We start from the raw sequence: 26,674 nt of genomic DNA, 5'->3' as shown, positions 1-26,674 counted from the left end.
TTAAAAAAAATAAAACGACTTTAAAAACTTAGCAAACTATGTTTCTAAAATTATAAAAAGTAAAAAATCATGATACTAAATAAAATAAACGCAGGCTTATTATCGTTGGTTTTCGCATTTTCAACTTTGAATGCACAACAGCATTTAGACCCAGAATATGTGAAAGTTACCAACGAAAGAGCAGCTAAAATCGTTGTAAAATTAGATTTGAAAAATGAAGCTAAAGAAAAAGCCGTTTCCAATATAATAGCACAGCAATTCAGAGATTTAAGCGAAATTCATGACGGCAGAGACGCTGAAATAAAAAAAGTAAAAGAAGACACTTCTTTAGCTAAAGAAAAACAAAACGAAAAAATTGACAAGCTGAAAGCAAAAGCAGACGAGTCAATTGCAAAATTGCATAAATCTTACCTTAAAAAATTAGGTAAAGAATTATCAGAAGACAAAATTACTGAAGTTAAAGACGGAATGACGTATGGCGTGCTTCCAATTACGGTTGCGGGTTACAACGACATGCTTCCAAATTTAACGGCAGAACAGAAAGAATATATTTATAATGCTTTGGTTGAAGCCAGAGAACATGCCATGGATGCGGGTTCATCTAAAGAAAAACACGGCTGGTTTGGTAAATACAAAGGAAGAATCAACAACTATCTATCAAAACAAGGTTACGATTTAAATAAAGAAAGTGCAGACTGGCACAAACGCATTGAAGAGAGAGAAAAGAATAAAGCAAAAGATGCTACTTCAAAAGAATAATTTCTTAAAACTTTACAGCAATAACTATTAACTACAACCACCACAATTCATGCTAAATATCTTTCCAAACCGTACTTTAAAAAGAACAGTAATGGCTTTGTCATTTTGTTCGCTTGTTTCGTCGGCCCACGCTCAATATCCTGTAATTCCAAAAGAGGTTCAGGCAAAAGCAGATGCTGTTTTAGCTGATGAAGAAAAGAGATTAAGCGAAATCTGGAATGCCAATTATCATATTATTAAAGAAGAAGCAAAACAAGGAAAACCATATTTGCCTTGGGCTTCTTATCCTAAAGATTTTGTACAAGCCAATATTCCAGCTTTTCCAGGTGCTGAAGGAGGCGGAGCATATACGCAAGGCGGACGTGGCGGAAAAATATTTGTGGTTACTAGTTTAGAAGACAGCGGAAAAGGAACTTTTCGCGAAGCGTGCGAAGCCGTTGGGGCAAGAACAATCGTTTTTAATGTTTCGGGAATAATTCAGTTGAAAAAAAGAATCAGCATGCGTGCGCCTTACGTAACCATTGCTGGACAAACTGCTCCTGGTGACGGAATTTGCATTGCAGGGGAAACTTTAGAAATAGACACGCACGACGTTATTATCAGACACATGCGTTTCAGACGTGGGGCAACCGAAGTAACCAGAAGAGACGATGCTCTTGGCGGAAATCCAATGGGAAATATTATTGTTGACCATTGTTCTGTAAGCTGGGGATTAGACGAAAACATTTCTTTATACAGACATCAGTTTGCTGCTAATGCCAAATCGAAGTTGGAAAAATTGCCAGCTTGCAATATCACCATTCAAAACACCATTTCATCAGAAGGTTTAGATACTTATAATCACGCATTTGGTAGTACCATTGGCGGATTAAATAGTACTTTTATGCGTAACTTATGGGCCGACAACATTTCTAGAAACGCTTCTATCGGAATGTATGGCGACTTTAATTTTGTGAATAATGTAGTATTTAATTGGTGGAATCGTACCTTAGATGGCGGCGATTACCGTTCGATGTTAAACATCATCAACAATTATTTTAAACCAGGTCCAATTACGCCAGCAGGTGAGCCGATTGCACATAGAATTGTGAAGCCTGAATCTGGATATATTGAGCCAAAACAATACGGAAGAGCTTATGTTTCAGGAAATTTCATTGTAGGTTCTCCTGAAGTTACAGCAGATAACTGGAATGGTGGAGTACAATTGGAAAATCTTCCAGAAGCCGAAACGGCAGCATTTTTAGCAACAATTAAACAGCCAAAACCGTTTTCAATGCCTCAAATTAAAATCATGGGAGCAGAAGAAGCTTATGAATATGTTTTAGCGAATGTTGGAGCTACAATTCCAAAAAGAGATGCTGTTGACGAAAGAATCGTAAAACAAGTTCGTACAGGAAAAATCGAAGTAAAAGATGGTTTAGAAAACAATATTGGAAAAGAATTCATCAAAAGAAGATTGCCTGCGGATTCTTATAAAAAAGGAATTATAACACATCCAGATCAAGTTGGCGGTTATCCAACTTACAAAGGAAAAGCTTATAAAGATTCTGATAATGATGGAATTCCAGATGCGTGGGAGAAGAAATACGGTTTAAATCCAAATGATGCTTCAGATGCCAATAAAGATTCAAACGGAGACGGTTACACCAACATCGAAAAATATTTCAACGGAATCGATCCAACTAGTAAAATAGATTGGACGAAAATCGAGAATAATACTGATACTTTGGCTAAATTAAAGTCATTGTTGCAATAAGATAATAGAATAGAGAAAATAGATAATAGAGCAAAGATTGGGTAAAAGTCTATATTCTTTACTCTATTTTCCATATTCTAAAAAATCAAAATGCTAAGAAGTCTAAGAAAGTCAAAAAATAAAAATGAATTTCAATCATCTAATAAATATAGTATTTCTTCAAAAAGATAAAATGGTTTTGTCTGGTTTGGTGATGTTTTTCAGTTTTAACATCGCAGCCCAAAACACTTTCCCAGACATTGTAAAAACCAAAGAAGGAAAACTTTCTTTTACAGCAGATAATCAAGGAAATCAGATTCCTGATTTTTCTTTTGCAGGATATATGGCATCAGAAAAAGCGATTCCGAATCTGGAAAACAAGATTTTTGTTTCCAAACAAGAAGACGATGCAACTCAGAAAATCCAAAATGCGATTGATTATGTTAGCACATTAAAACCGGATAAATCAGGTTTTCGCGGAGTGGTTTTGTTAGATAAAGGAATTTTCAAAGTAAGCGGAACATTATACATCAGAAAATCAGGAGTTGTTTTAAGAGGAAGCGGAAACACCGAAAACGGAACAGTACTTCTAGGAACAGGTTTAGAAAGAGAAGCTTTAATTCGAATTTTAGGTATAAACGATAAAGTGTATAAAGATTCCTTCGAATTCAATAACGCTTACACACCGCTTGGAACTCAAAAAATCGAATTAAAGAATGCTTCGAAATTAAAAGTTTCTGATGAAATTGAAATCAGTAAACCTTTGACAGATAATTTCATTAAAGAAGTAAACATGCAGGATTTTGGCGGAGAAACTTCTTGGATTGGATGGAAAAAAGGCGCTTGGGATATGACTTGGAATAGAGTTGTAACCAAAATCAACGAAAATGAAGTTACGTTGAATGCCCCAATTACAATGTCATTAGATGATGTTTTCGGAGTTTCAAAAGTAACCGTTTATTCATGGCCGGGAAGAATCGAACATTCAGGAGTTGAAAATATCTTAATGAAATCGACTTTCAATGCTTCAAATGCAAAAGACGAAGAACACAGATGGCAGGCAATTAGTATTGAAAACACAAGAAATGCTTGGGTAAAACAAGTTAATTTCAAACATTTTGCAGGCGGAGCGGTTACAATTTTAAAAACAAGTCAGCAAGTTACAGTTGAAGATTGTATCGCAGCAGAACCCGTTTCTGAAATTGCTTCATTCAGAAGACATACATTTTATACAGAAGGTCAGCAGACACTTTTCCAACGTTGTTATTCAGAATTTGGATATCATGATTTCGCTGTGGGCGGATTTGGAACAACAGGTCCAAATGCTTTTGTACAGTGCGAATCGCATCTTCCATTCAACAACAGCGGAGCCATCGGAAGCTGGGCAACTGGAGTTTTGTTTGACATCGCTAATATTGATGGTGCAGCACTTAGCTATAACAACAGAGAACAAGGCGGAAGAGGAGCAGGATGGACGGCAGCAAATTCTGTAATCTGGGAATCTTCGGCTTCAAAAGTAGAATGTTATAGTCCGCCAACTGCTCAAAACTGGGCTTTTGGAGTTTGGGGACAATTTGGAGGAAACGGACATTGGAAAGATGTAAACGGACATATCAGTCCAAGAAGTTTATTCTATGCGCAATTAGAAAACAGACTAGGAAAACTTCCAACGCCAGCTTTTATTTATGATTTAGGTTCAGAACCATCTTCAAGTCCGACAATCGAAGTAGCGCAAGAATTGACGAAAGCTTCAGTTACAGCCAAACAAAGCTTGCCAGAATGGATTGCAGAAGTTTCAAAACATAACCCGATTAACATAAACGATTCGGGCTTAAAAAATGCAAATGATTTAAAAAATGTTACCTCAAATAAATCGGAGAATAAATCAAAAGTAATCACAGAAAATGGCTGGTTAACTTTTAACGGAAAAGTAATCGCTGGAAAACAAATGAATGTAGCTTGGTGGAGAGGTGATCTTTCAGATGATTTCGTAAACAAATCGTTACCGCACGTAACCCGTTTTGTACCAGGAAGAACAGGAAACGGACTAACAGACAGAGTTCAGGAAACGGTAGATTATTTAAGTTCAAATAACATCATTGCTTTAGAACACAATTACGGTTTGTGGTACGACCGCAGAATGGACGATCACGAGCGCGTACGCAGAATTGACGATGATACTTGGCCTCCGTTTTACGAACAGCCTTTTGCAAGAAGCGGGAAAGATTTTGCTTGGGATCATTTGAGCAAATACGATTTGACAAAATTCAACGATTGGTACTGGAGCCGTTTAGCGCAGTTTGCGACATTGGCAGAGCCAAACGGACAAATGTTAATCAATCAGCAATATTTTCAGCACAATATTTTAGAAGCAGGAGCACATTGGGCAAGTTCGCCTTGGCGTTCAGCAAACAATATCAACAACACAGGATTTCCAGAGCCACCGCCATACGCAGGCGACAAACGTATTTTTATGGCGGAGCAGTTTTATGATGTTACAAATGCCGAAAGAAGAAAATTACACCAAGGTTTCATTAGAAAATCTTTCGAAAACTTTCAGGAAAACAGCAACGTAATTCAGCTAACAAGCGCCGAATATACAGGTCCGCTTCACTTTATGGAATTCTGGTTAGACGAAGCCCAAAAATGGAAAGACGAAACAGGCAAAAAAGGCTTAATTGGTTTAAGTGCAACCAAAGATGTTCAAGATGCGATTTTAAATGATGCCAAAAGAGTCAAAACAGTTGATGTAATTGATATTCGTTATTGGTATTACAAAGAAGATGGTTCGGCTTACGCTCCACAAGGAGGCGTTAATTTAGCGCCAAGACAGCACGCCAGAAAACTGAAAACTGGGAAAGAAACCGACAATCAAGTCTATCGTGCCGTTAGAGAATACCGAGAAAAATATCCTGAAAAAGTAATTTTATATTCAACAGACGGATCTTCTCGTTTCGGTTGGCCGGCTTTGATGGCAGGAGCTTCAATACCAAATATTCCAAAAATCGAACTGCCTCAGTTTTATGCCGCTTTAAGCGAAATGAAATTAGTTAACGGAAATACGTTCTCAGACAATCTTTGGAAATTAGAAAACAAAGGAAAAAGCTATCTTTTCTATCTGAAAAACGAGCAGGATATCACCATTGATTTAGCAAATGAAAAAGGAACATTTGAAGTATTCGCAATCAATGCTTCAACAGGAAATATAATGAAGAAAGCCAACATCACCGGAGGAAAACAAGTAACCATTCCACAAACCGAAATAAAAGAAAAAGTGCTTTTTGTAGTAAGAAAGTAAAAAGTTATTAGCCACGAATTCACGAATTAATCAGATTGAATTGAGAATAAATCTGCTTAATTTCCCAAATCTGCGAGAGAAAAAATTTCACGCAGATTTAAAAAGATTAGAGCAGATTTTAAAATTTTGATCTGCGAAAATCGGCCAAAATCAGCGGAATCTGCGTAAAATAAAACACAAAGTTGATCAAAATAAAATTCGTGAATTCGTGGCTATTAAAAAAAATTAAAACAACCCAAAATGAATCTGAAAATGAAATCTTTATACGCTCTTTGTATACCCTTTATGTTTACAGCACAAAGCGGATTTGCGCAATCTGCTAAAACAAAAGCATTACTGCCTGAAATCAAAGTATCTAAAAATCAGCATTATTTTGTTACCGAAAACGAAAAACCATTTTTCTGGTTGGGTGACACAGGCTGGCTCACATTCGGAAAATTGGATAGAGAGGGAGTAGAAAAATATTTCAAAGACAGAAAAGAAAAAGGATTCAATGTTGTTCAGGTAATGGTCTTGCACAACATCAATGCCGTTAACGTTTATGGTGATGCGGCCTTAATAAACGAAGACGTTTCAAAACCGCTGATTACGGCTGGAAATGATTTCAAAGACTCAAAACAATACGATTACTGGGATCATGTAGATTACACGTTAGACGTAGCTCAGAAAAATGGAATTTACGTTGCAATGGTTCCAGTTTGGGGAACAAATGTTTCTAAAGGAAATAAAGTAAGCAAAGAACAAGCAACAGAATATGCTCAGTTTTTGGCTAATCGATATAAAAACAGAACCAACGTGATTTGGTTAAACGGTGGAGACACACACGGAAACGAATTCCAAGATATTTGGAATGCCATCGGAAATACTTTAAAAACGAACAATCCAAATCAGTTAGTGACCTTTCACCCGTTTGGAAGAACCGATTCATCAGAGAATTTCCACAACGAAAAATGGTTAGATTTCAACATGTTCCAATCAGGACACAGAAGATACGATCAGGATTCTATAAAAACCAATTTCAAAGAAGACAATTACAAATTTGTCTTAAGAGATTTCGAATTAAAACCAACAAAACCTACACTTGACGGAGAACCTTCATACGAAGGAATTCCACACGGTTTACACGACACTTTACAGCCCAAATGGACCGCAAGCGATGTGCGCCGTTACGGATATTGGTCGGTTTTATCTGGCGCTGCAGGTTATACGTACGGACACAACGCCGTAATGCAAATGTTCAGAAAAGGCGATAAACCAGCTTACGGAAATAAAGAATTATGGACATCAGCTATTAATGCGCCTGGAGCAAAACAAATGGTGTATATCAAGAAATTAATGGAAGAATTTCCATTTTTAGAAGGAACTCCAGATGTTTCTTTAGTGGTTAACCAAGGAGAAAAATACGATTATATTCCAGCGATAAGAGGAGAAAAATATGCTTTGCTTTACACATACAACGGAAGAATTATAGAAGTGAAACTAGGAAAAATTGCCGGTGATAAATTCGAAGCTACTTGGTACAATCCAAGAAACGGCAAGAAAACCAAAATCGGAACATTTGATAATAAAGGAACTCAAAATTTTCAACCAGAAGGTAAAAAAGAAGATGGTAATGACTGGGTTTTGATTTTGAGATCGAAGTAGTAATTAGTGAAAAGTAAAAAGTAATTAGTAAAATAATTCGTGAATTCGTGGCGGTTTACACGAGCGAGAACAACACAACCATGAAAATCAAAAATATACTATTCATATTCTGCTTCATCACCAGTTTAACAGCATTCGCAAACGACGGCTGGTACAACATTTTAAACGAAGGCGGAAACAACAAAGGCCAGAAATGCACTCAAGCCATTCAGAATGCAATCGAAAAAGCATCAAAAAATGGCGGAGGAACGATTTATTTCCCAGCTGGAGAATACTTAACAGGAGCATTAACGCTAAGAAACAACATCACGATTCATTTAGATTCAGGAGCGCTTTTGAAGTTCTCAGAAAACTTCGATGATTTTTTGCCTTATGTAGAAATGCGTTACGAAGGTATTGTAATGAAAAGCTTCCAGCCTTTATTTTATGCAAAAGACGTTGAAAACATCACCATCACAGGAAGAGGTGTAATCGACGGACAAGGAAAAGCATGGTGGAATGAAGTGTATAGAATCGAAACTGCCAAAGAACCGCTGCCTCCAACCAAATACCAAACCATGTGGGAAGAGCAAAACAAAGGACTTTACACAGAACCTTATTACAAGAGAACAGTTGACAAGAAATTCTTCAGACCTTCTTTTTTTCAGGCGTATAACTGCAAAAACATTTTAATCGAAGGCGTTACTTTCAAAAATTCACCTTTTTGGACGATTAACCCAGAATTCTGCGATAATGTAACCGTAACTGGAATTTCGATTTTTAATCCACATTCGCCGAATACTGACGGAATTAACCCATCTTCTTGCACTAATGTTCACATTTCAAACTGCCATATCAGTGTTGGAGATGACTGTATTACCATCAAATCGGGAAGAGATGGAGACGGGCGCAAATACGGAAAAGCGACAGAAAACGTGACCATTACAAACTGCACGATGTTAAGCGGTCATGGCGGAGTGGTTATTGGAAGTGAGATGTCGGGCGGAATCAAAAAAATAACAATTTCAAACTGTGTTTTTGACGGAACTGACAGAGGAATTCGTATCAAATCGGCTCGTGGAAGAGGTGGAGTAGTTGAAGATATTCGAATGGATAATATCGTAATGAAAAACATCAAAGAAGAAGCTTTTGTATTAAGCCTTTTTTACGATAAAGGCACTCAAGTCGAGCCTGTCACAGAGAAAACACCGATTTTCAGAAACATTCACATGAGCAACATTACCGCTTCAAACGTGAACAAAGCAGGTCAAATTTTGGGAATCACCGAAATGCCAATTCAAAACATCACTTTTTCAAACATTAACATCGACGGAAAAGAGGGTTTTACAGTAAACACAGCAACAGATGTTGAATTTCACGATGTAAAAGTGAATGCAACAGTTGGTTCTTCATTCAAAATTTCAGATTCAAAAAATGTGATTTTGGATAATATTGGATCTTCAACTCCGATAAAAGGAGTTCCGGTTATCAAATTAGATAATGTTTCAAATATTTTAATCAACAATAATTTTCCATTTAATCCAACCGATATTTTTATCGAAGCAGATGGAAAAGAAACGAAAAATATTTTCTTGAAAAACAATGTTTTAAACAACGTAATAACGAAAATTAAAAAAGGAGCTTCTTTAGATAAAAAAGCGATTACAGAATAATTCCACGTTCCTGCAAGGTTTTCAAAACCTTGTAGGTTTAGCTTTAGAAATTAGAAATACCTACAAGGTTTTGAAAACCTTGCAGGAGAACGAAATAAGACATGAAAAAAATATTCATCATACTAACCTTTTCACTTTTTGCAGTATCTTACGCGCAGAAAAAGAAAGAACTCTATCTTTTTACATCGTTTAGAGAACCAGCAACAGAAGGTTTGTATTTGGCGTACAGCGAAGACGGTTACAATTGGAAAGGTTTGGAAGGTTCATTTTTAAAACCAGAAATCGGAGCCAGTAAAATCATGCGTGATCCTTCAATTACAAAAGGAGCTGACGGAACATACCACATGGTTTGGACAACCGATTGGAAAGGCGGAAATGGTTTCGGTTATGCCAGTTCAAAAGATTTGATGCATTGGTCAGAACAACAATATATCCCCGTAATGAAAAACGAGCCTGAAGTAATAAACGTTTGGGCGCCAGAGATTTTTTATGACGATGTAAAAAAGGAATATATCATTATTTGGGCATCGACAATTCCGTTTCGATTTCCAAAAGGGGTAGAAGACGAGAAAAACAACCACAGAATGTATTATGTAACGACCAAGGATTTCAAGACTTTTTCGGATACAAAATTATATTACGATCCAGGTTTCAGTGTAATTGACTGTGTGATTGTCAAAAAAGGAAAGAAAGAGTATGTTTTGGTTTTAAAAGACAATACAAGACCAATGCGAAACATAAAAGTAGCTTTCGGAAAATCGCCTTTAGGTCCGTTTGAAAAAAGTTCTGAACCTTTAACCGAATATTTATCAGAAGGTCCAACAGTGGTGAAAGTAGGTAAAAATTGGCTGTTGTATTATGATAATTACGGTTCAAAAAATTATAAAGCTTTAAGCACTTCAGATTTTGTTCATTTTGAAGATGTTTCATCTAAAATAAGTCTTCCAGAAGGACACAAACACGGAACGATTACAACAATTTCAAGCGAAGTTTTGAAAGGATTAATTGATAAAAAATAAAAATTATTCTCACTAGAAACCAGACAGGTTTTCAAAACCTGTCTGGTTTAATCAGGATTAAAAAATAAAAGAATGATTACTTTCCAAAACATAAAAACCAACATCATCACCACAGCCGCAATTCTTTTGATTGGTACGGCTGTAAATGCACAAAACGACACCGTGCGTTATGTTGGCAAAACACTTTCAAACATCGATTACCATCACGGAATGTTAAGTCCGGCAGTTGGAGTTCACGCCACACAAATCATGCGTGCAAGCCGCGAACATCCAGAAAAAGCAGACGGTTTTGGATGGACATACAATCACCAGCCGATGATGGCATATTGGAATAATACCTTTTACCTGCATTATTTAAGCGATCCTTCTGGCGAACATATTCCGCCGAGTCAGACTTTAATCATGAGTTCTAAAGACGGGGTAACTTGGACAAAACCAGAAGTTATTTTCCCGATTTACAGAATTCCGGACGGATGGAAAAAAGAAGGTGTAGAAGGCGTTGCCAAAGATCTGGATGCCATTATGCATCAAAGAATGGGTTTTTATACATCAAAAGACAAACGACTTTTTGCTTTGGCGTATTACGGAATCGCAATGGATGAAAAAGACGACCCAAATGATGGAAAAGGAATTGGACGTGTCATTCGCGAAATCAAAAAAGATGGAAGTTTTGGCGAAATCTATTTCATCAGATACAATAAAACTTGGGATAAATCGAAATCGAAATTCCCATTTTATACCGCATCAAAAGATAAAGGATTCAAAAAAGCCTGCGAAGAAATTTTATCCAATCCGTTACTATTACAGCAATGGGTTGAAGAAGCCGATCGCGACGACGAATTGATTCCGTTACAGAAACCATACAAAGCATTTAGCTATTACCATTTGCCAAATGGAAATGTAGTTGGTTTATGGAAACATGCTTTAACTTCGATCAGTAGAGACGGAGGAAAATCTTGGGATTATATGCCACTGCGTGCACCAGGTTTTGTAAACAGTAATGCTAAAATCTGGGGACAAAAAACGTCTGATAATCGTTATGCAACGCTTTACAATCCGTCAGAATACCGTTGGCCTTTGGCAATTTCTACAAGTGATGATGGATTAAATTATAAAGATTTATTGTTGGTTCACGGAGAAATTAGTCCGATGCGCTACGGCGGAAACTACAAATCTGCAGGACCACAATATGTACGCGGCATCACAGAAGGAGATGGAACTCCGCCAGACGGAAAAATCTGGGTGGGATACAGCATGAATAAAGAAGATATTTGGGTGGCGTCGATTCCAGTTCCAGTAACTTCGGTGGTGACAGAAAATGTAAACGATGTTTTCAATACGCTTCCAAACGGAGAAGAATTGAAATTATGGAATACGTATGATCTTTCTTGGGCTTCGACAAAAATTGAAAAGAAAGCCGATGGCAAAAAATGGCTGACGTTAAGAGATCAGGATTATTTTGACTATTCTCGAGCGGAAAGAGTGATTCCGTTCGCAGCAAAAATGGAAGCTGTTTTCACTGTAATGCCAGAACAAAATAATCATGGTTTATTGCAGATTGAATTCCAAAATAAACAAGGTTTGCCATCAGTAAGATTGGTTTTTGACAGCGACGGACAATTGAAAGTAAAAACGGGAGCGCGTTTTAATACTATTGCCAAGTACGAAGCAAATAAAATATATAAAATTGCGGTAAAATTAGACGCTAAAAACCGTTCATACACCGTAAAAGTAAACGACGAAAAAGAATCAACCAAGATATTGTATGCGCCAACAGATGGTTTTGAACGAATTATGTTCCGCACGGGAGAGCAAAGACATAATCCAAATCCAGACACAGCGCCAGACATAGACGATTACGACGATCTGCCTCAAACCGGAAAACAAATCCCTGAAGCGGTATTCAATATCGAATCTTTGATTACTAAAAAAATATAAAAATTAAATAGCCACGAATTCACGAATTTATTTTTTTTCTGCAACAGATTAAAATGATTTCACAGATTAATCGAATTAATATTTCGGTATAAATTCGAAAAATCAAACACAAAGAAAAATTAGAGTTAATTCGTGACTCGAGCGACAGCGAACTGGCGAAGCAATTCGTGGCGAAAAAAAATATAAAAGTGAAGTTTTTCAAAAGCATAATAATAACCGCATTCCTCTTAGTAACTGTAGTTTCTAAAGGGCAAATTCTGCCCGTACGTTTAACAACAGAAATGACTGAAAATCCATTAGCAGTTGTAGAGAATCAGCCAAAATTAAGCTGGCAGTTGATTTCAAAAGAATCAGATGCATCACAAATTGCTTATTTGATTTTAGTAGCTTCTTCAGAAGAAAAACTAAACAATGACGATGGCGATATCTGGAATACAGGAAGAGTAAATACCGATAAAAACCTGCATATTGTTTATAACGGAAAACCATTAAAAAGCGAAACCAAATATTTCTGGAAAGTGAAAGTTTGGAATCAAGATGGAAAAGTTTCAAAATGGAGTAGAAACGCTTCTTTCAGAACCGCTCCGTTAGAATCCGATTTAAATCCAACTTGGATTGGTGCGATTACAAAAGCTGATAGTCATTTGCCAGAAGGAAGAAACTTTCATAGTGCAACTTATAAAAGAGAAAAGAAAGATTCGATTATCAACGCTTCTGATTCTCTTTCCAGAAGAAGTATCATGCTTCGCAAACCTTTCGAAGTAGAAAAAGCAATCAAAGAAGCCGTTGTTTATATTTCAGGTTTAGGACATTACGAATTGACTATCAATGGTAAAAAAGTTGGTAACAGCCAATTTGCACCTTTGTGGACAGATTACGACAAAACAGTTAATTACAATGTTTACGAATTAAGTGCCAAAGATTTTCAAAAAGGTGATAACGTAATTGGTGTTTTGTTAGGAAACGGAATGTACAATACACTGGCGGAGAGATATACCAAATTCTTTGTGAGTTTTGGTCCGCCGACTTTATTCTTCAAAATGAAAATCAAATATAATGATGGTTCAGAAGAAGTTGTAAAATCAGACGGCACTTGGAAATACAGTAAAAGTCCGATTACCTATAATAGTATTTTCGGAGGAGAAGATTATAATTCGAACCTAGAACAAAAGGAGTGGAATAAAAAAGGTTTCAAAGATAGAGATTGGAAAAAAGTAGTGATCCAAGAAGCGCCAAAAGGAATTTTAAGACCGCAGACGGCGCCGCCAGTTACGATTCAGAAACAATACGAAGTTAAAACCGTAAAAGAGCTGAAACCGAATTTCTATGTCTTTGATATGGGACAAAATCTTTCTGGATTTCCAACCATTAAAGTAAAAGGAAAAAGAGGGCAAACCGTTCGTGTTTGGGTTGCGGAAGGATTAAATGAAGAAGGCACAATTGCGCAGGGAAGATCTGGAAAACCCTATTATTACGATTACACTTTAAAAGGAGACGGAGTAGAAGAATGGACACCAAAATTTAGTTTCTACGGTTATCAATATGTTCAAATTGAAAATATTAACTATAAAGAAGATAAAAATAAGGAGCTTCCAACTCTGATAGATTTAAAATCGAATTTCATTTACAATTCGGCTGGAGAAGCAGGAAGTTTTGAATGTTCGAATGCCATTTTCAATAAAACACACGAACTGATAAACAATTCGATAAAAAGCAATTTCCAAAGTGTTTTTACCGATTGTCCGCAACGTGAAAAATTGGGATGGTTGGAAGAAATTCAGTTGAATGGTCCATGTCTAATGTTCAATTATAACCTGCAGACTTTCTTTCCTGCAACTATGCAGAACATTTCAGATTCACAAAGAGATAACGGTTTAATTCCGACCATTGTTCCCGAATATGTCATATTTGGTGGCGATTTTACCGATTCTCCAGAATGGGGCGTTACAGGCGTTATCCTGCCTTGGATGTATTATGAGTACTACGGAGACGCTTCCTTATTAGAAAAATATTTTCCCGTAATGAAAAAGTATGTTGATTATCTAGAAACAAAAGCGACAAATCATATCGTTTCTCACGGTTTGGGCGATTGGTATGATTACGGAACTCATGCTGCTGGATATTCAAAAAACAGTCCGATTGCACTTTCGGCGACTTCGCATTATTATTACGGAGCATATTTGACCGCCAAAGCGGCTAAATTATTAGGCAAAACAGAAGATTTTGAGAAATACGAAAAATTGGCTTCTGAAATAAAAACAGCTTTCAACGCAACATTTTTCAATCCAGAAACCAAACAATACGGAACGAATAGTCAGTTTAGCAACTCTGTTCCAATTTTTATGAATATCGTAGAACCGCAGTATAAAGAAGCGGTTATGCAAAATTTATTGGCTGACATACAAGAAAAAGGCGATCGTTTGACAACAGGAGATGTTGGAAATCGTTACTTATTTCAAACTTTGGCAAGAAACGGCGAGAACGAAACCATGTTCAGAATGCACAACCATTATGATGCACCGGGTTATGGTTTTCAGATTAAATTTGGCTTGACCACTTTAACCGAACAGTGGGATCCTACAAAAGGAAATTCTTGGAATCACTTTATGTTAGGACAAATTGAAGAATGGTTTTACCAAAGTTTAGCCGGAATTATGTCCGATCCAGAAAAACCGGGTTTCAAACATTTCTTTATTCAGCCTGAAGTGGTTGGCGATATGACTTTCGCAAAAGCGGATTATCAATCGGTTTATGGAAAAATTGCTTCTTCTTGGGAGAAAAAAGAGGGCAAGTTTATCCTAAAAGTTCAAATTCCTGTGAATACGACAGCGACGATAAAATTGCCTATTGCTAAGAATTCAGAAATAAAAATTAATGATAAAAGAGCTAAGGCAAGTTTTAATGAAAAAGATAAAAAGCAGATTTTAGAATTAGGTTCTGGAATTTATAATATCGAATGTAGTTTGTAATTATGAGTTATGAGTTATGAGTTATGAATTGTAAGTAAGCTCAAAAAAAATAAAATCAATTGCCTCCAGTTTTAACTGGAGGGTACAAAATAAAGCAAGTTAGAAGGCTTTAGCCAAATTGGTAAGTTCGGCTAAAGCCAATTTTGAAAATCAATTTGTTTTCCTCTAGTTAAAACTGGAGGCAATTCAAAAAACATTTAATAATGAAAAATTTAAAATTAATCATCTTCGTTTCCATTTTCGCTTTGACATTTGCCAATGCACAAAGCACTTCTGATACCAATTTTAGAAAACCAGTATCAGAAACCTTAAAGAAAATCGAGACTATTTTTAAGGTTACAATCAATGATGACAGAGGATTATTAAAAGGAAAAGAACTGGATTATGCCGATTGGAGAATTGAACCAGGGAATTTAGCGCTTTCGCTGACCAATATTTTGGCTCCATTTGAATTGATGTATTTCAAACAACCCGATGGAACCTATATCATTCGTAAATATGAAAACCATAAAGTTTCTGTCGATAAAGGAAAAGAGCGTTTATTTTACCTAGAAAGCCTTTATTCGACTAAAGAAGAATGGGAAAAACGTAAAGCGGAGTTAAAAGCTTGTATGATAACCTCATTTGGATTAGAAAAGGCTCCCCCAATGCCAAAATCTAAACCACTTTTAACTCCAAAAAGAATTTACAAAGACTACAGTGTTGAAAATATTGCTTTGGAAATTTTGCCAGGGGTTTACGCAACGGGATCAATTTATAAACCGTATCCGCTAAATAAAAAAGCAGCTGTTATCTTAACTCCCGATGGGCATTTTGGCGATGGAAGATATAGAAAAGACGAACAGTACAGATGTGCCATGATGGCCAAAATGGGAGCAATTGTTGTGGGTTATGACTTATTTGCTTGGGGAGAATCGCTATTGCAGTTCCCTGAAGAAACACACAGAAACAGCATTGCATCGACAGTTCAGGTCTTAACAGGAATTCGTTTCTTAGATTATTTAGCGACCGTTAAAAATGCAGATATGACAAGAGTCGGCGTTACAGGAGGTTCTGGGGGAGGTTCGCACACCATGTTTTTAGCCGCGATTGATGACCGAGTAAAAGTTTCAGCTCCGGTTGTGATGGTTTCGTCTCACTTTTCAGGCGGATGTCCATGCGAAAGCGGACGCGGAATCCACTTGTGCGGAAATGGGACAAACAACGCCGAAATCTCAGCCATGATGGCTCCAAAACCGCAATTGATTGTTTCAGATGGGAAAGATTGGACATTGGCAGTGCCAGAATTGGAGTTTCCTTTCATTCAAAGAACATATGAATTGTACGGCAAGAAAGACTTAGTGGAGAATGCTCATTTTGCGAAAGAAGGACACGATTTCGGAATCTCGAAGCGCATGGCTTTGTATCCGTTTATGGCGAAATATTTAGATTTAGATTTGAATAAAGTGAAAAACGATAAGGGCGAAATCGACGAGTCGACTTGTGTAATTGAGCCAAAAGAAAAGTTGTTTGTTTTTGGAGATAAAGGAGAAAAACTGCCTAAAAATGCTCTAAAAGACATCAACAAATTATATGAAATGTTCGGAGAAAAGAATCTAAAGGTTTACGAAGTGAAAAAATAGCCACGAATTCACGAATTATTTTTTGACGTGGATTGTGGGATGATTATCTCAAATTTAATCAAATAAAATTGCATGATAGATTTGGTAAAAATTAGAGAAATAAGACACAAAGTAGAATTAGAGAAAATTCGTGAATTCGTGGCGAAAAAAAATATACAATATGAAGTTAAAATTTAAAATCACAGCAATCTGTTTTGGAATTTTTTCGTTTGCTGCAACAGCACAAAACAACTTAAAGCTTTGGTACGATAAACCAGCAGCTATCTGGAACGAAGCTTTACCATTAGGCAACGGACGTTTAGGTGCCATGGTTTTTGGTGATCCAGCAGTTGAGCGTTTGCAATTGAACGAAGAAACCATTTGGGCAGGTTCTCCAAACAGCAATGCACATTCAAAATCAATTGAGGCTTTGCCGAAAGTAAGACAGCTTATTTTTGACGGAAAATTTGACGAAGCGCAAGATTTGGCTACGAGAGATATCATGTCGCAAACCAATGATGGAATGCCGTATCAGACTTTCGGAAGCGTTTATATTTCATTTGCAGGACATCAAAAATACACTGATTATTACAGAGATTTAGACATTAGCAATGCTACGGCAAAAGTAAAATACAAAGTAGATGGAGTTGAGTTTACAAGAGAAATTCTAACCGCATTTTCAGATCAGGTTATTATGGTCAAACTTTCTGCGAGTAAACCAGGTCAGATTACGTGCAACGTTTTCATGAACAGTCCGATTGATAAAACGGTCGCTTCAACAGAAGGAAATCAAATCATTCTTTCGGGAGTTGGAACAAATTTTGAAGGAGTAAAAGGAAAAGTAAAATTTCAAGGAAGACTTACAGCCAAAAACAAAGGCGGAGAAATTGAGGCAAGCAACGGTGTTTTAAGCATCAACAAAGCCGATGAAGTTGTGTTGTACATTTCGATTGCAACCAATTTTAAAAACTACCAAGATATTTCTGGGGACGAAATTGCGAAAAGCAAATCGTTTTTAGAACAGGCTTTGCCAAAAAGTTTTGACGAAATCAAAAAAGCGCATGTTGATTATTACCAAAAATTCTTCAACAGAGTTTCTTTAGATTTAGGTTCGAATGAGTTGATTAAGCAACCAACAAATGAAAGAATTAGAGATTTCTCGAAACAATTCGATCCGCAGTTGGCCGCTTTGTATTTCCAGTTTGGACGTTATCTTTTAATTTCGAGTTCTCAGCCAGGCGGACAGCCAGCGAATTTACAAGGAATTTGGAACGATATGGTTACACCGCCTTGGGACAGCAAATACACGACAAACATCAATGCCGAAATGAATTACTGGCCTGCACAAGTAACTAATTTGCAGGAAATGCACGAACCGTTTGTTCAAATGGCAAAAGAATTAAGTGTTACAGGAGCAGAAACGGCAAAAATGATGTACAATGCCAGCGGATGGGTTTTGCATCACAACACTGATATTTGGCGTGTAACCGCTCCTGTAGATTCAGCTGCTTCTGGGATGTGGCCAACAGGCGGTGCTTGGGTTTGCCAGGATTTATGGGAAAGATATTTGTATACAGGAGATAAAAAGTATTTGGCAGAAATTTATCCAATCATGAAAGGCGCTGCCGATTTCTTTTTGGATTTTATGGTTCTGGATCCAAACACAGGATATTTGGTTGTCGTCCCATCAAGTTCTCCAGAAAACACACACGCCGGCGGAACAGGAAAAGCTACAATTGCATCAGGAACAACAATGGACAATCAGCTGATTTTTGATTTGTTTACGCATGTTATAGAAGCTTCGGCATTGGTTTCTCCAGACGCAGCTTATACAAAAAAAGTAAGCGATGCTTTGGCTAAAATGCCTCCAATGAAAATTGGAAAACACAGTCAGTTACAAGAATGGCAGGACGATTGGGATAATCCGAAAGACAATCACAGACACGTTTCGCATTTGTACGGATTGTACCCGAGCAATCAGATTTCGCCAATAAAAACACCAGAATTATTTCAAGCGGCCAAACAATCGCTGATTTACAGAACAGACGAATCTACAGGCTGGTCAATGGGATGGAAAGTGAATTTATGGGCGAGATTATTAGATGGAAATCATGCTTATAAATTGATTCAAGACCAATTGCATTTAGTAACGGCTGACCAAAGAAAGGGAGGAGGAACGTATCCAAATATGTTAGATGCGCATCAGCCTTTTCAAATTGATGGAAATTTTGGCTGTACTGCCGGTTTTGCCGAAATGCTGATGCAGAGTCAAGAAGATGCCATTCAGTTATTACCTGCTCTGCCAACGGTTTGGAAAGACGGAAGCGTAAAAGGTTTAGTGGCAAGAGGCGGTTTTGTAATCGATATGACTTGGAAAAACAATAAAGTTTCGACTTTAAAAATCTATTCGAAAATTGGAGGAAACTGTCGCTTGAAAATAGAAAATACGTTAAGCGGTTCTTCGATTAAAAAAGCAAAAGGAAAAAACACAAATCCTTTGTTTTATGATGTTGAAGTGAAGAAACCAATTATTTCGAGTGAAGCAAAACTAGAAAAAGTAAAACTGCCAAATTACAATGTTTACGACGTGAATATGAAAGCAGGACAGACGTATACTTTTACTGGGAATTAAATTTTTGAACCATATAAGTAATATAAGAAAATATAAAAGTTAGGTAGTTCCTGCAAGGTTTTCAAAACCTTGTAGGTATGAAATAGCAATTCTAATTTTATAATGAGAGGATTGTGAAAAAAAATGAATTGCCTCCAGCTTTAGCTGGAGGTTTAGGAATTATGTGGCAAAAGGCTTTAGCCAAAAGGATTCAATAACATACCTACAAGGTTTTGAAAACCTTGCAGGAGAAATAGAGGTGTTGAGAAAACGAGAACTTCTTTTGCGTGAGTGATGGAAGTGGAGCTCTTTTTTGTGAGGCGTTTTGCTTCGCCAATTCGCTACCGCTCGGGTCAGCCGAACAAAAAAAGCGGGAACGGACAGCACGACCCGGAGGGACACGCCCAAAATATTAAAATTAAATGAATAAGATGTTGACAAATTTCAAACATAGAATAATAGCTCTTTCCATTATTATTGGCTGCTTAAACAGCAGTTGCAAATCTGGTGTAGGATCTTCACAAATAGGAAAATCAGCTATTTTAAAGGAAAAAGATTTTAAACATTATGTGGATTATTTTAACACGATGGAAGATGAAAACTTAAAATTTGCCATTCCAAATGACAGCGCTTGGACTTGGATGGAAAAGAATATTCCGTTGTTTGAATGTCCGCAGCAAAACTTCGAAGAAATCTATTATTTCAGATGGTGGAGCGTTCGCAAGCATATTAAAAATACACCGCAAGGATTTGCGATTACGGAGTTTTTGGTAGACCGATCGTATGCCGATAAATACAATATGATAAGCTGTGCTTTGGGGCATCACATCAATGAATTCAGATGGGTTCATGATCCGAAATACATTGAGCAGGATGTGAAACTTTGGTATAGAGGAAATGATGGAAAACCGATGAACAAATTGTATAAATTCAGCAGTTGGACAGCCGATGCTTTGTACAATCGTTATTTGGTGAATAAAGATGAAAAATTCTTATTGGATTTGTACCCAGATATGGTTACCGATTATGCTGTTTGGGAAAAAGATCGCCAGCGCAAGGATGGTTTGTTTTGGCAGCATGATGTAAAAGACGGAATGGAAGAATCTTTAAGCGGAGGAAGAAAAGTACAAAATGCAAGACCGACAATTAACAGTTACATGTACGGAAATGCTGTGGCGATTTCTAAAATGGCTGCCTTGAAAGGAGATAAGGAAACGGAAGAAAATTTTAAAGCGAAAGCTGCCGTTTTGCAGCAATTAGTAGAAACCAAATTGTGGAATCCAAAAAGTGAATTCTTTGAAACTTTAACCCAAAAAGATACGCTGGCACAAGTTCGTGAAGCGATTGGATTTATTCCGTGGTATTTTAATCTTCCAGAAAAAGGAAAAGGATTTGAAAAAGCCTGGGAACAGGTGAAAGATGAAAAAGGATTTTCGGCTCCGTTTGGTTTAACAACGGCAGAAAGAAGAAGTCCGCGTTTTAGAACTCATGGGACAGGAACCTGCGAATGGGATGGTGCGATTTGGCCTTTTGCAAGTTCGCAGACTTTGACTGCTATGGCGAATGTTTTAAATAATTACAATCAGGATTTTGTGGCAAAGCCAGATTATTTCAAGCAAATGGAACTGTATGTACAGTCGCAGTATTATAGAGGAAAACCTTATCTTGGCGAATATTTAGACGAAACGACGGGTTATTGGTTAATGGGCGACAGAGAAAGAAGCCGTTATTACAATCACTCGACTTTCAATGATTTGATGATTACAGGATTGGTTGGTCTACGTCCGAGAGCAGATGAAAAGATTGAAGTAAATCCGTTGATTCCGCAAGAAAAGTGGGATTGGTTTTGTCTGGATAATGTTTTGTATCACGGGAATATTATTACGATTCTTTGGGACAAAACAGGAGAAAAATATAAAAAAGGAAAAGGCTTTAGAGTTTTCAAAAACGGAAAAGAGATTGCTTTTTCTGAGAAATTGGAAAGAGTGATTTCTAAGTAAATCGAATCGTTTCACGCAGATTAAAATAGATCTTAGCAGATTAAAATGGATTTTTTATCCTTAATCTTGTTTCATATCAAAGAATAAAATCTGCGAATATCTGCTTAAATCTGCCAAATCTGCGTGAAATAAAAATCATCGCAAAGACAATAAAATAATACCATGAAAAAGTTTTTTTTACATCTTACCTTAGTCATTTTACTTTTCACCATTTCGGCGAAAGCCCAAAACAAAATCATGGTGAGTGATTTAAAATGCGAAATGCTGACCAATCCAGAAGGAATTGATGTTTTACAGCCAAGACTAAGCTGGAAAATAAAAGCGTCTATAAACGATGTAAAACAAACAGCTTATCAAATTGTAGCTTCTTCAAGTTTAGAAAAACTAAATGCAGGAAATGGTGATTTATGGGATAGTGGAAAAGTAGAAAGCGATGCTTCTGTAAACGTAATCTATAATGGAAAAAAACTTGAAAACAGACAAGATGTTTTCTGGAAAGTAACTGTTTTTACCAATAAAGGAGAAATCCAATCTAAAGAAAATGCACATTTCAGTATCGGGATTTTGACTTATGCCGACTGGAAATCTACGCGATGGATTGGTTATGAAAAAACGTCTCCGGGCGATAGTATTTCACAGTATTCGAGATTATCGGCACGTTATCTTCGAAAAGAAATCAACCTAAAAAAGAAAGTCAAAAATGCCAAGGTATACATCATGGGAATGGGCTTGTATGAGTTGTACATTAACGGAAATAAAATTGGAGATCAGGTTTTAGCACCAGTTCCGACGGATTATACGAAGAATGTAAAATACAATGTTTTTGATGTGACTTCGCAGTTGCAAGAAGGCAAAAACATATTGGGAACGATTTTGGGAAACGGACGTTTTTTCACCATGCGTCAGGATTATAAACCGTATAAAATCAAAACTTTTGGGTATCCGAAAATGGCTTTGCAATTGTTTGTGGAATATGCAGATGGAAGTAAGGATGTGATTAGAACCGATGATACTTGGAAAATCACAACTGACGGACCAATTTTATCAAACAACGAATACGACGGAGAAGAATACGACGCGCGTAAAGAAATGAAAGGCTGGAATACCATCAATTTTGATGATAAAAAATGGCTTTTGGCAGAATATGTTCAAGAGCCAGGCGGATTTTACGAAGGGCAGATGTCGGCTAATATGAAAGTGAAGCGCGAAGTAAAACCAATTTCGATAAAACAAACACCAAAAGGAACTTATATCTTGGATATGGGACAAAATATGGTGGGCTGGTTGCAGTTGAAAGTCAAAGGAAATAAAGGCGATAAAATTACGATGAAATTTGCTGAATCGCTTCAGCCAGACGGTTCGCTGTACATTGCCAATTTACGTGATGCGAAAACTACAGATATTTACACTTTGAAAGGCGAAGGAGAAGAAGTTTGGGAACCTCGTTTTGTTTTCCACGGATTTAGATTTGTTGAAATTTCAGGTTTTGCTACCAAACCAACGGTAGAAAATTTTGTTGGGAAAGTAGTTTATGATGACATCCAAACAACAGGAACTTTCGATTCTTCAAACCCAATTATGAATCAGATTTTTAAGAATGCTTGGTGGGGAATCAGCGGAAATTACAAAGGAATGCCGATTGATTGTCCGCAAAGAAACGAACGTCAGCCTTGGTTGGGAGACAGAACAACAGGCGCTTATGGCGAAAGTTTTTTATTTGATAATCAGACGTTATATGTAAAATGGTTAGACGATATTAAATACTCGCAAACTATAGACGGCGGACTTCCAGATGTGGCACCTGCTTTCTGGCGTTATTACGGCGACAATGTAACGTGGCCAGGAACGTATATCACAGTTGCAGATATGTTATATCAGCAGTTTGGAGATGCAAAAGTGGTAGAAAAACAATATCCGTACATGAAAAAATGGATGGATTATATGGAAGAAAATTATCTGGTTGATGATTTAATGACGAAAGATAAATACGGCGATTGGTGTGTTCCGCCAGAATCTTTAGAATTAATCCGTTCCAAAGATCCTGCTCGTTTAACAGATGGCGAATTGATTTCTAGCGCATTCTATTATCAGCTTTTAAATATCATGAAGAAATTTGCAGTGATTGCGAATGCAGAAAAAGACATTCAGCATTATAATGATTTGGCTTCTAGAATCAAGAAAGTATTCAACGCTAAATATTTAAACAAAAACAATAATAGTTACGCCAATAATACCGTAACCGCCAACTTATTGCCTCTAACTTTTGGAATGGTTCCGGACGGACTTCAAACCAAAATATTCGAAAATTTGGTTCATGAAGTTGAAGTGACGAAAAATGGTCATGTAAGCACAGGCGTTGTCGGAACGCAGTTTTTAATGCGAACTTTAACCAATTTCGGGCGAGGTGATTTGGCTTTCAAACTAGCATCAAACAAAACGTATCCAAGTTGGGGTTATATGGTAGAAAACGGAGCAACGACTATTTGGGAACTTTGGAACGGGAACACGGCAGATCCAGCCATGAATTCGCAAAACCACGTCATGCTTTTGGGCGATTTACTGATTTGGTATTACGAAAATATGGCAGGAATCAAAAGTAATCCTGAAACTCCAGGTTTCAAACAAATCATCATGAAACCCGATTTCAATGCGGGATTGACGTATGTGAATGCTTCTTACGAATCGGTTTATGGAACGATCAAAAGCGATTGGAAAAAAGATAAAACGGCTTTAGTTTGGAATATTACAATTCCTGCGAATACTTCTGCTGTTGTGCATCTTCCTGCGAGTGATATTTCTTCTGTTTCAATCAATAAACAGAAATTAGATAAGACTTCTTATGCTTATTCTACAGATAAGAATCAAGTTGTGGTAACACTTTCGTCAGGAAATTTTGCGATAAGCGTTAAATAAGTTTCATTTTAATTATTTCGGGACAGTACAGGATACATTGTTAATTTTTGGGTGTTATTTTTACACTTAATAAATATTTTTCCATAAAATAATAGTAGGAATGTATTTATTATCGAAAATTTTAATTCATAATAAAATTTAGAATGAAGATAACAAAATTAGCATTTGTATTGTTTGGGCTTTTCCTTTTAGGAAGCTGTAAATCGGCTTTAGAAAAAAAGACTTGGAAAGAAGGGATTCTTGTAGATCAGTTTATCTACGATAAAGCGCCATATCCGTCTTGTCACGCGGTTACAATTGTCGAAGCTACAAATGGTGATTTAGTTGCATCTTGGTTTGGCGGAACTCACGAAAGAAATCCTGACGTTTGCATTTACGTTGCCATTAAACCAAAAGGAAGTGATACTTGGAACGAAGGCGTAAAAGTAGCTGATGGAGTAATGAAAGAAGGGCCAAGATTACCAACTTGGAATCCGGTTTTATATCAAATTCCAGGTGGCGATTTAATGCTTTTTTACAAAATCGGACCAAAACCATCGGAATGGTGGGGCGTAATCAGAACTTCATCTGATGGCGGAAGAACATGGTCGGAGGCTCAAAAAATGCCAGACGGTTTCTTAGGACCAATCAAAAACAAGCCTGTTTTATTAAGCAACGGAACTTTATTATGTCCGTCAAGCATAGAAGGCGACGGATGGAGACTTCGTATGGAATCTACTCCAGATTTTGGAAAAACTTGGGTAATGGGCGATACGCTTCCAAGAGGGAAACAAAAAATCAATGCAATTCAGCCTAGTATTTTATTCCACAAGGATGGAAGCATTCAAGCAATTGGAAGAACCAGAAACAGAGCGATTTTTAGCACTTTCTCAAAAGACAATGGAAAAACGTGGTCGGATATTGAATTAATCGGACTTCCAAATAACAACTCAGGAACAGATGCAGTAACTTTAAAAGATGGAAGACATTTACTGGTTTACAATCATGTTCTTCCTCCAGGAAAAGAAGCAAAAGGGCCAAGAACGCCTTTGAATGTTTCGGTTTCAAAAGACGGAATTAACTGGAACGCCGCTTTGGTTTTAGAAGATTCAAAAATTAGCCAATACTCTTATCCGTCAGTGATTCAAAGCTCTGATGGAATGGTGCATATCGTGTACACTTGGAGAAGAGAAAAACTGAAATACGTAAAAGTTGATCCGAGTAAATTAGTGGCACTTCCAATCAAAAACGGTGTTTGGCCAGGTGAAGAAGGAAAAGTGGTAACAGCTGTAAAAGCGGAAGAAGAGTAAAATTAATTGAACCATTAAGAGATTAAGAAAGTTAAGTTGCTGTGTTTAATAAAAATAAACCATTAAGGCATTAAGAAAATTAAGTTGTTGCGCTTAATAGATTTTTTTTTAAAAGAACATTAAGCTTAATTCTCTTAAATCTTCTAATAGTAAAAACAGTAAGTGCTAAAGCTTAATTTTCTTAATCTCTTAATGGTAAAATCAAAAATATGAAGCTAAATAAAAACTTAATTGTTGTATTATTTGTTGCGATATCAGCAACATTTAACAGCTGTGCAACGGCTCAGTCTTCCAACAAAAAGCAAAAATACAAAGTGGCGGTTTGCGACTGGATGATTTTGAAAAGACAAAAACTTGGAGCCTTTGGTTTGGCTGCTGAATTAAAAGCAGACGGAATCGAACTAGACATGGGAGGTTTAGGAAACAGACCAACTTTTGACAGCAAACTGGGCGATCCTGTAGAAAGACAAAAATTCTTAGATAAATCAAAAGAAACAGGAGTTGGAATCAGTTCCATTGCCATGTCTGGATTTTACGCGCAATCATTTGCTACAAGAGAAATTACACCCATGATTAACGATTGTATTCAGGCAATGAAAAATATGAAAGTAAAAGTGGCGTATTTACCATTAGGAACGCAAACCAATTTGGTTAAAAATCCAGAATTGCGACCAGAATTAATTAAAAGATTGCAATGGGCAGGAAAAGAAGTGGGGAAAATTGGCGGTGTAATTGCAATTGAAACTTCTTTGGATGCTACAGAAGAGAAAAAACTTTTGGATGAAGTGGATTCAAAATACATTAAAAGCTCTTTCAACTTTGCGAATGCTTTAGACAATAAAAGAGATATTTCTTCAGAATTAAAGATTTTAGGAAAGAAATATATAGCTCAGATTCACGCTTCAAATACCGATCAATTTTGGTTAGAAAAAGATCCTGCGATCGATATGCTAAAAATCAAACAAACTTTAGATGAGATGAAATGGAGCGGCTGGCTGATTGTAGAGCGTTCTAGAGACGTAACACAAGTGCATAATGTAAAAGCCAATTACGGAGCAAACGTAGCTTATTTGAAGAAAATCTTCCAGAATTAAATAAAAATATTGGTGAAAATAAGTAAAAGTTAAACAGCACATTTTTTCACTATAAATCTGCGAAATCTGCTAGATCTGCGAGAGTTAAATTTTTCCCGCAGATCTAGCAGATTAAGCAGATTGTTTTAAATAGAATACCCAAAACAGCATGC

General features: G+C 36.8%; 14 protein-coding genes. All 14 read left to right on the top strand.

The features are described from left to right. Window positions 1–69: 69 nt before the first annotated feature. The 14 genes from P2W75_RS15700 (at window position 70) to P2W75_RS15635 (ending at window position 26,522) form a co-directional block, all read left to right on the top strand. On the top strand, window positions 70–759 hold the full coding sequence (locus P2W75_RS15700; protein ID WP_276381201.1) for a DUF3826 domain-containing protein: 690 nt from the start codon (window positions 70–72) through the stop codon (window positions 757–759). Window positions 760–808: 49 nt separating this feature from the next. Next, window positions 809–2,515: a polysaccharide lyase gene (locus tag P2W75_RS15695; protein ID WP_276381200.1), complete on the top strand. Its 1,707-nt coding sequence runs from the start codon at window positions 809–811 to the stop codon at window positions 2,513–2,515. A gap of 124 nt (window positions 2,516–2,639) precedes the next feature. After that, window positions 2,640–5,792 (top strand): DUF6298 domain-containing protein, encoded by a 3,153-nt coding sequence (locus P2W75_RS15690; RefSeq protein WP_276381199.1) that lies wholly within the window; start codon window positions 2,640–2,642, stop codon window positions 5,790–5,792. Between the two features lie 252 nt (window positions 5,793–6,044). Continuing rightward, complete coding sequence (locus P2W75_RS15685) at window positions 6,045–7,436, top strand: glycoside hydrolase family 140 protein (RefSeq protein WP_276381198.1); 1,392 nt, start codon at window positions 6,045–6,047, stop codon at window positions 7,434–7,436. An 80-nt stretch (window positions 7,437–7,516) separates the two neighbouring features. After that, window positions 7,517–9,088 (top strand): glycoside hydrolase family 28 protein, encoded by a 1,572-nt coding sequence (locus P2W75_RS15680; RefSeq protein ID WP_276381197.1) that lies wholly within the window; start codon window positions 7,517–7,519, stop codon window positions 9,086–9,088. Window positions 9,089–9,189: 101 nt separating this feature from the next. Next, the gene (locus P2W75_RS15675) at window positions 9,190–10,107 is read left to right on the top strand and encodes a glycoside hydrolase family 43 protein (RefSeq protein ID WP_276381196.1); all 918 of its coding nucleotides are present in this window, start codon (window positions 9,190–9,192) and stop codon (window positions 10,105–10,107) included. A gap of 72 nt (window positions 10,108–10,179) precedes the next feature. After that, entirely contained in the window at window positions 10,180–12,045 is a 1,866-nt protein-coding gene (locus P2W75_RS15670) for a six-hairpin glycosidase (RefSeq protein WP_276381195.1), read from the top strand. Between the two features lie 188 nt (window positions 12,046–12,233). After that, window positions 12,234–15,014, top strand: a complete 2,781-nt coding sequence (locus P2W75_RS15665) for a glycoside hydrolase family 78 protein (RefSeq protein WP_276381194.1) — start codon at window positions 12,234–12,236, stop codon at window positions 15,012–15,014. Window positions 15,015–15,217: 203 nt separating this feature from the next. Beyond that, a complete protein-coding gene (locus P2W75_RS15660; protein WP_276381193.1) occupies window positions 15,218–16,636 on the top strand; it encodes an acetylxylan esterase in 1,419 nt (472 codons plus the stop codon). Between the two features lie 160 nt (window positions 16,637–16,796). After that, complete coding sequence (locus tag P2W75_RS15655; protein WP_276381192.1) at window positions 16,797–19,247, top strand: glycoside hydrolase family 95 protein; 2,451 nt, start codon at window positions 16,797–16,799, stop codon at window positions 19,245–19,247. Between the two features lie 401 nt (window positions 19,248–19,648). Next, on the top strand, window positions 19,649–21,226 hold the full coding sequence (locus P2W75_RS15650; protein WP_276381191.1) for a glycosyl hydrolase family 65 protein: 1,578 nt from the start codon (window positions 19,649–19,651) through the stop codon (window positions 21,224–21,226). Between the two features lie 162 nt (window positions 21,227–21,388). After that, window positions 21,389–24,139, top strand: a complete 2,751-nt coding sequence (locus P2W75_RS15645; RefSeq protein WP_276381190.1) for a glycoside hydrolase family 78 protein — start codon at window positions 21,389–21,391, stop codon at window positions 24,137–24,139. Window positions 24,140–24,282: 143 nt separating this feature from the next. Continuing rightward, entirely contained in the window at window positions 24,283–25,428 is a 1,146-nt protein-coding gene (locus P2W75_RS15640) for an exo-alpha-sialidase (RefSeq protein WP_276381189.1), read from the top strand. 209 nt (window positions 25,429–25,637) lie between these two features. Then, complete coding sequence (locus P2W75_RS15635) at window positions 25,638–26,522, top strand: sugar phosphate isomerase/epimerase (protein ID WP_276381188.1); 885 nt, start codon at window positions 25,638–25,640, stop codon at window positions 26,520–26,522. Window positions 26,523–26,674: the final 152 nt, after the last annotated feature.

It is taken from the genome of Flavobacterium sp. H4147, from assembly GCF_029360735.1.
In the GTDB taxonomy this organism is placed as follows: domain Bacteria; phylum Bacteroidota; class Bacteroidia; order Flavobacteriales; family Flavobacteriaceae; genus Flavobacterium; species Flavobacterium endoglycinae.
Note: the sequence above shows the minus strand (reverse complement) of the source record. Positions and strands in the feature narration are given on the sequence as shown.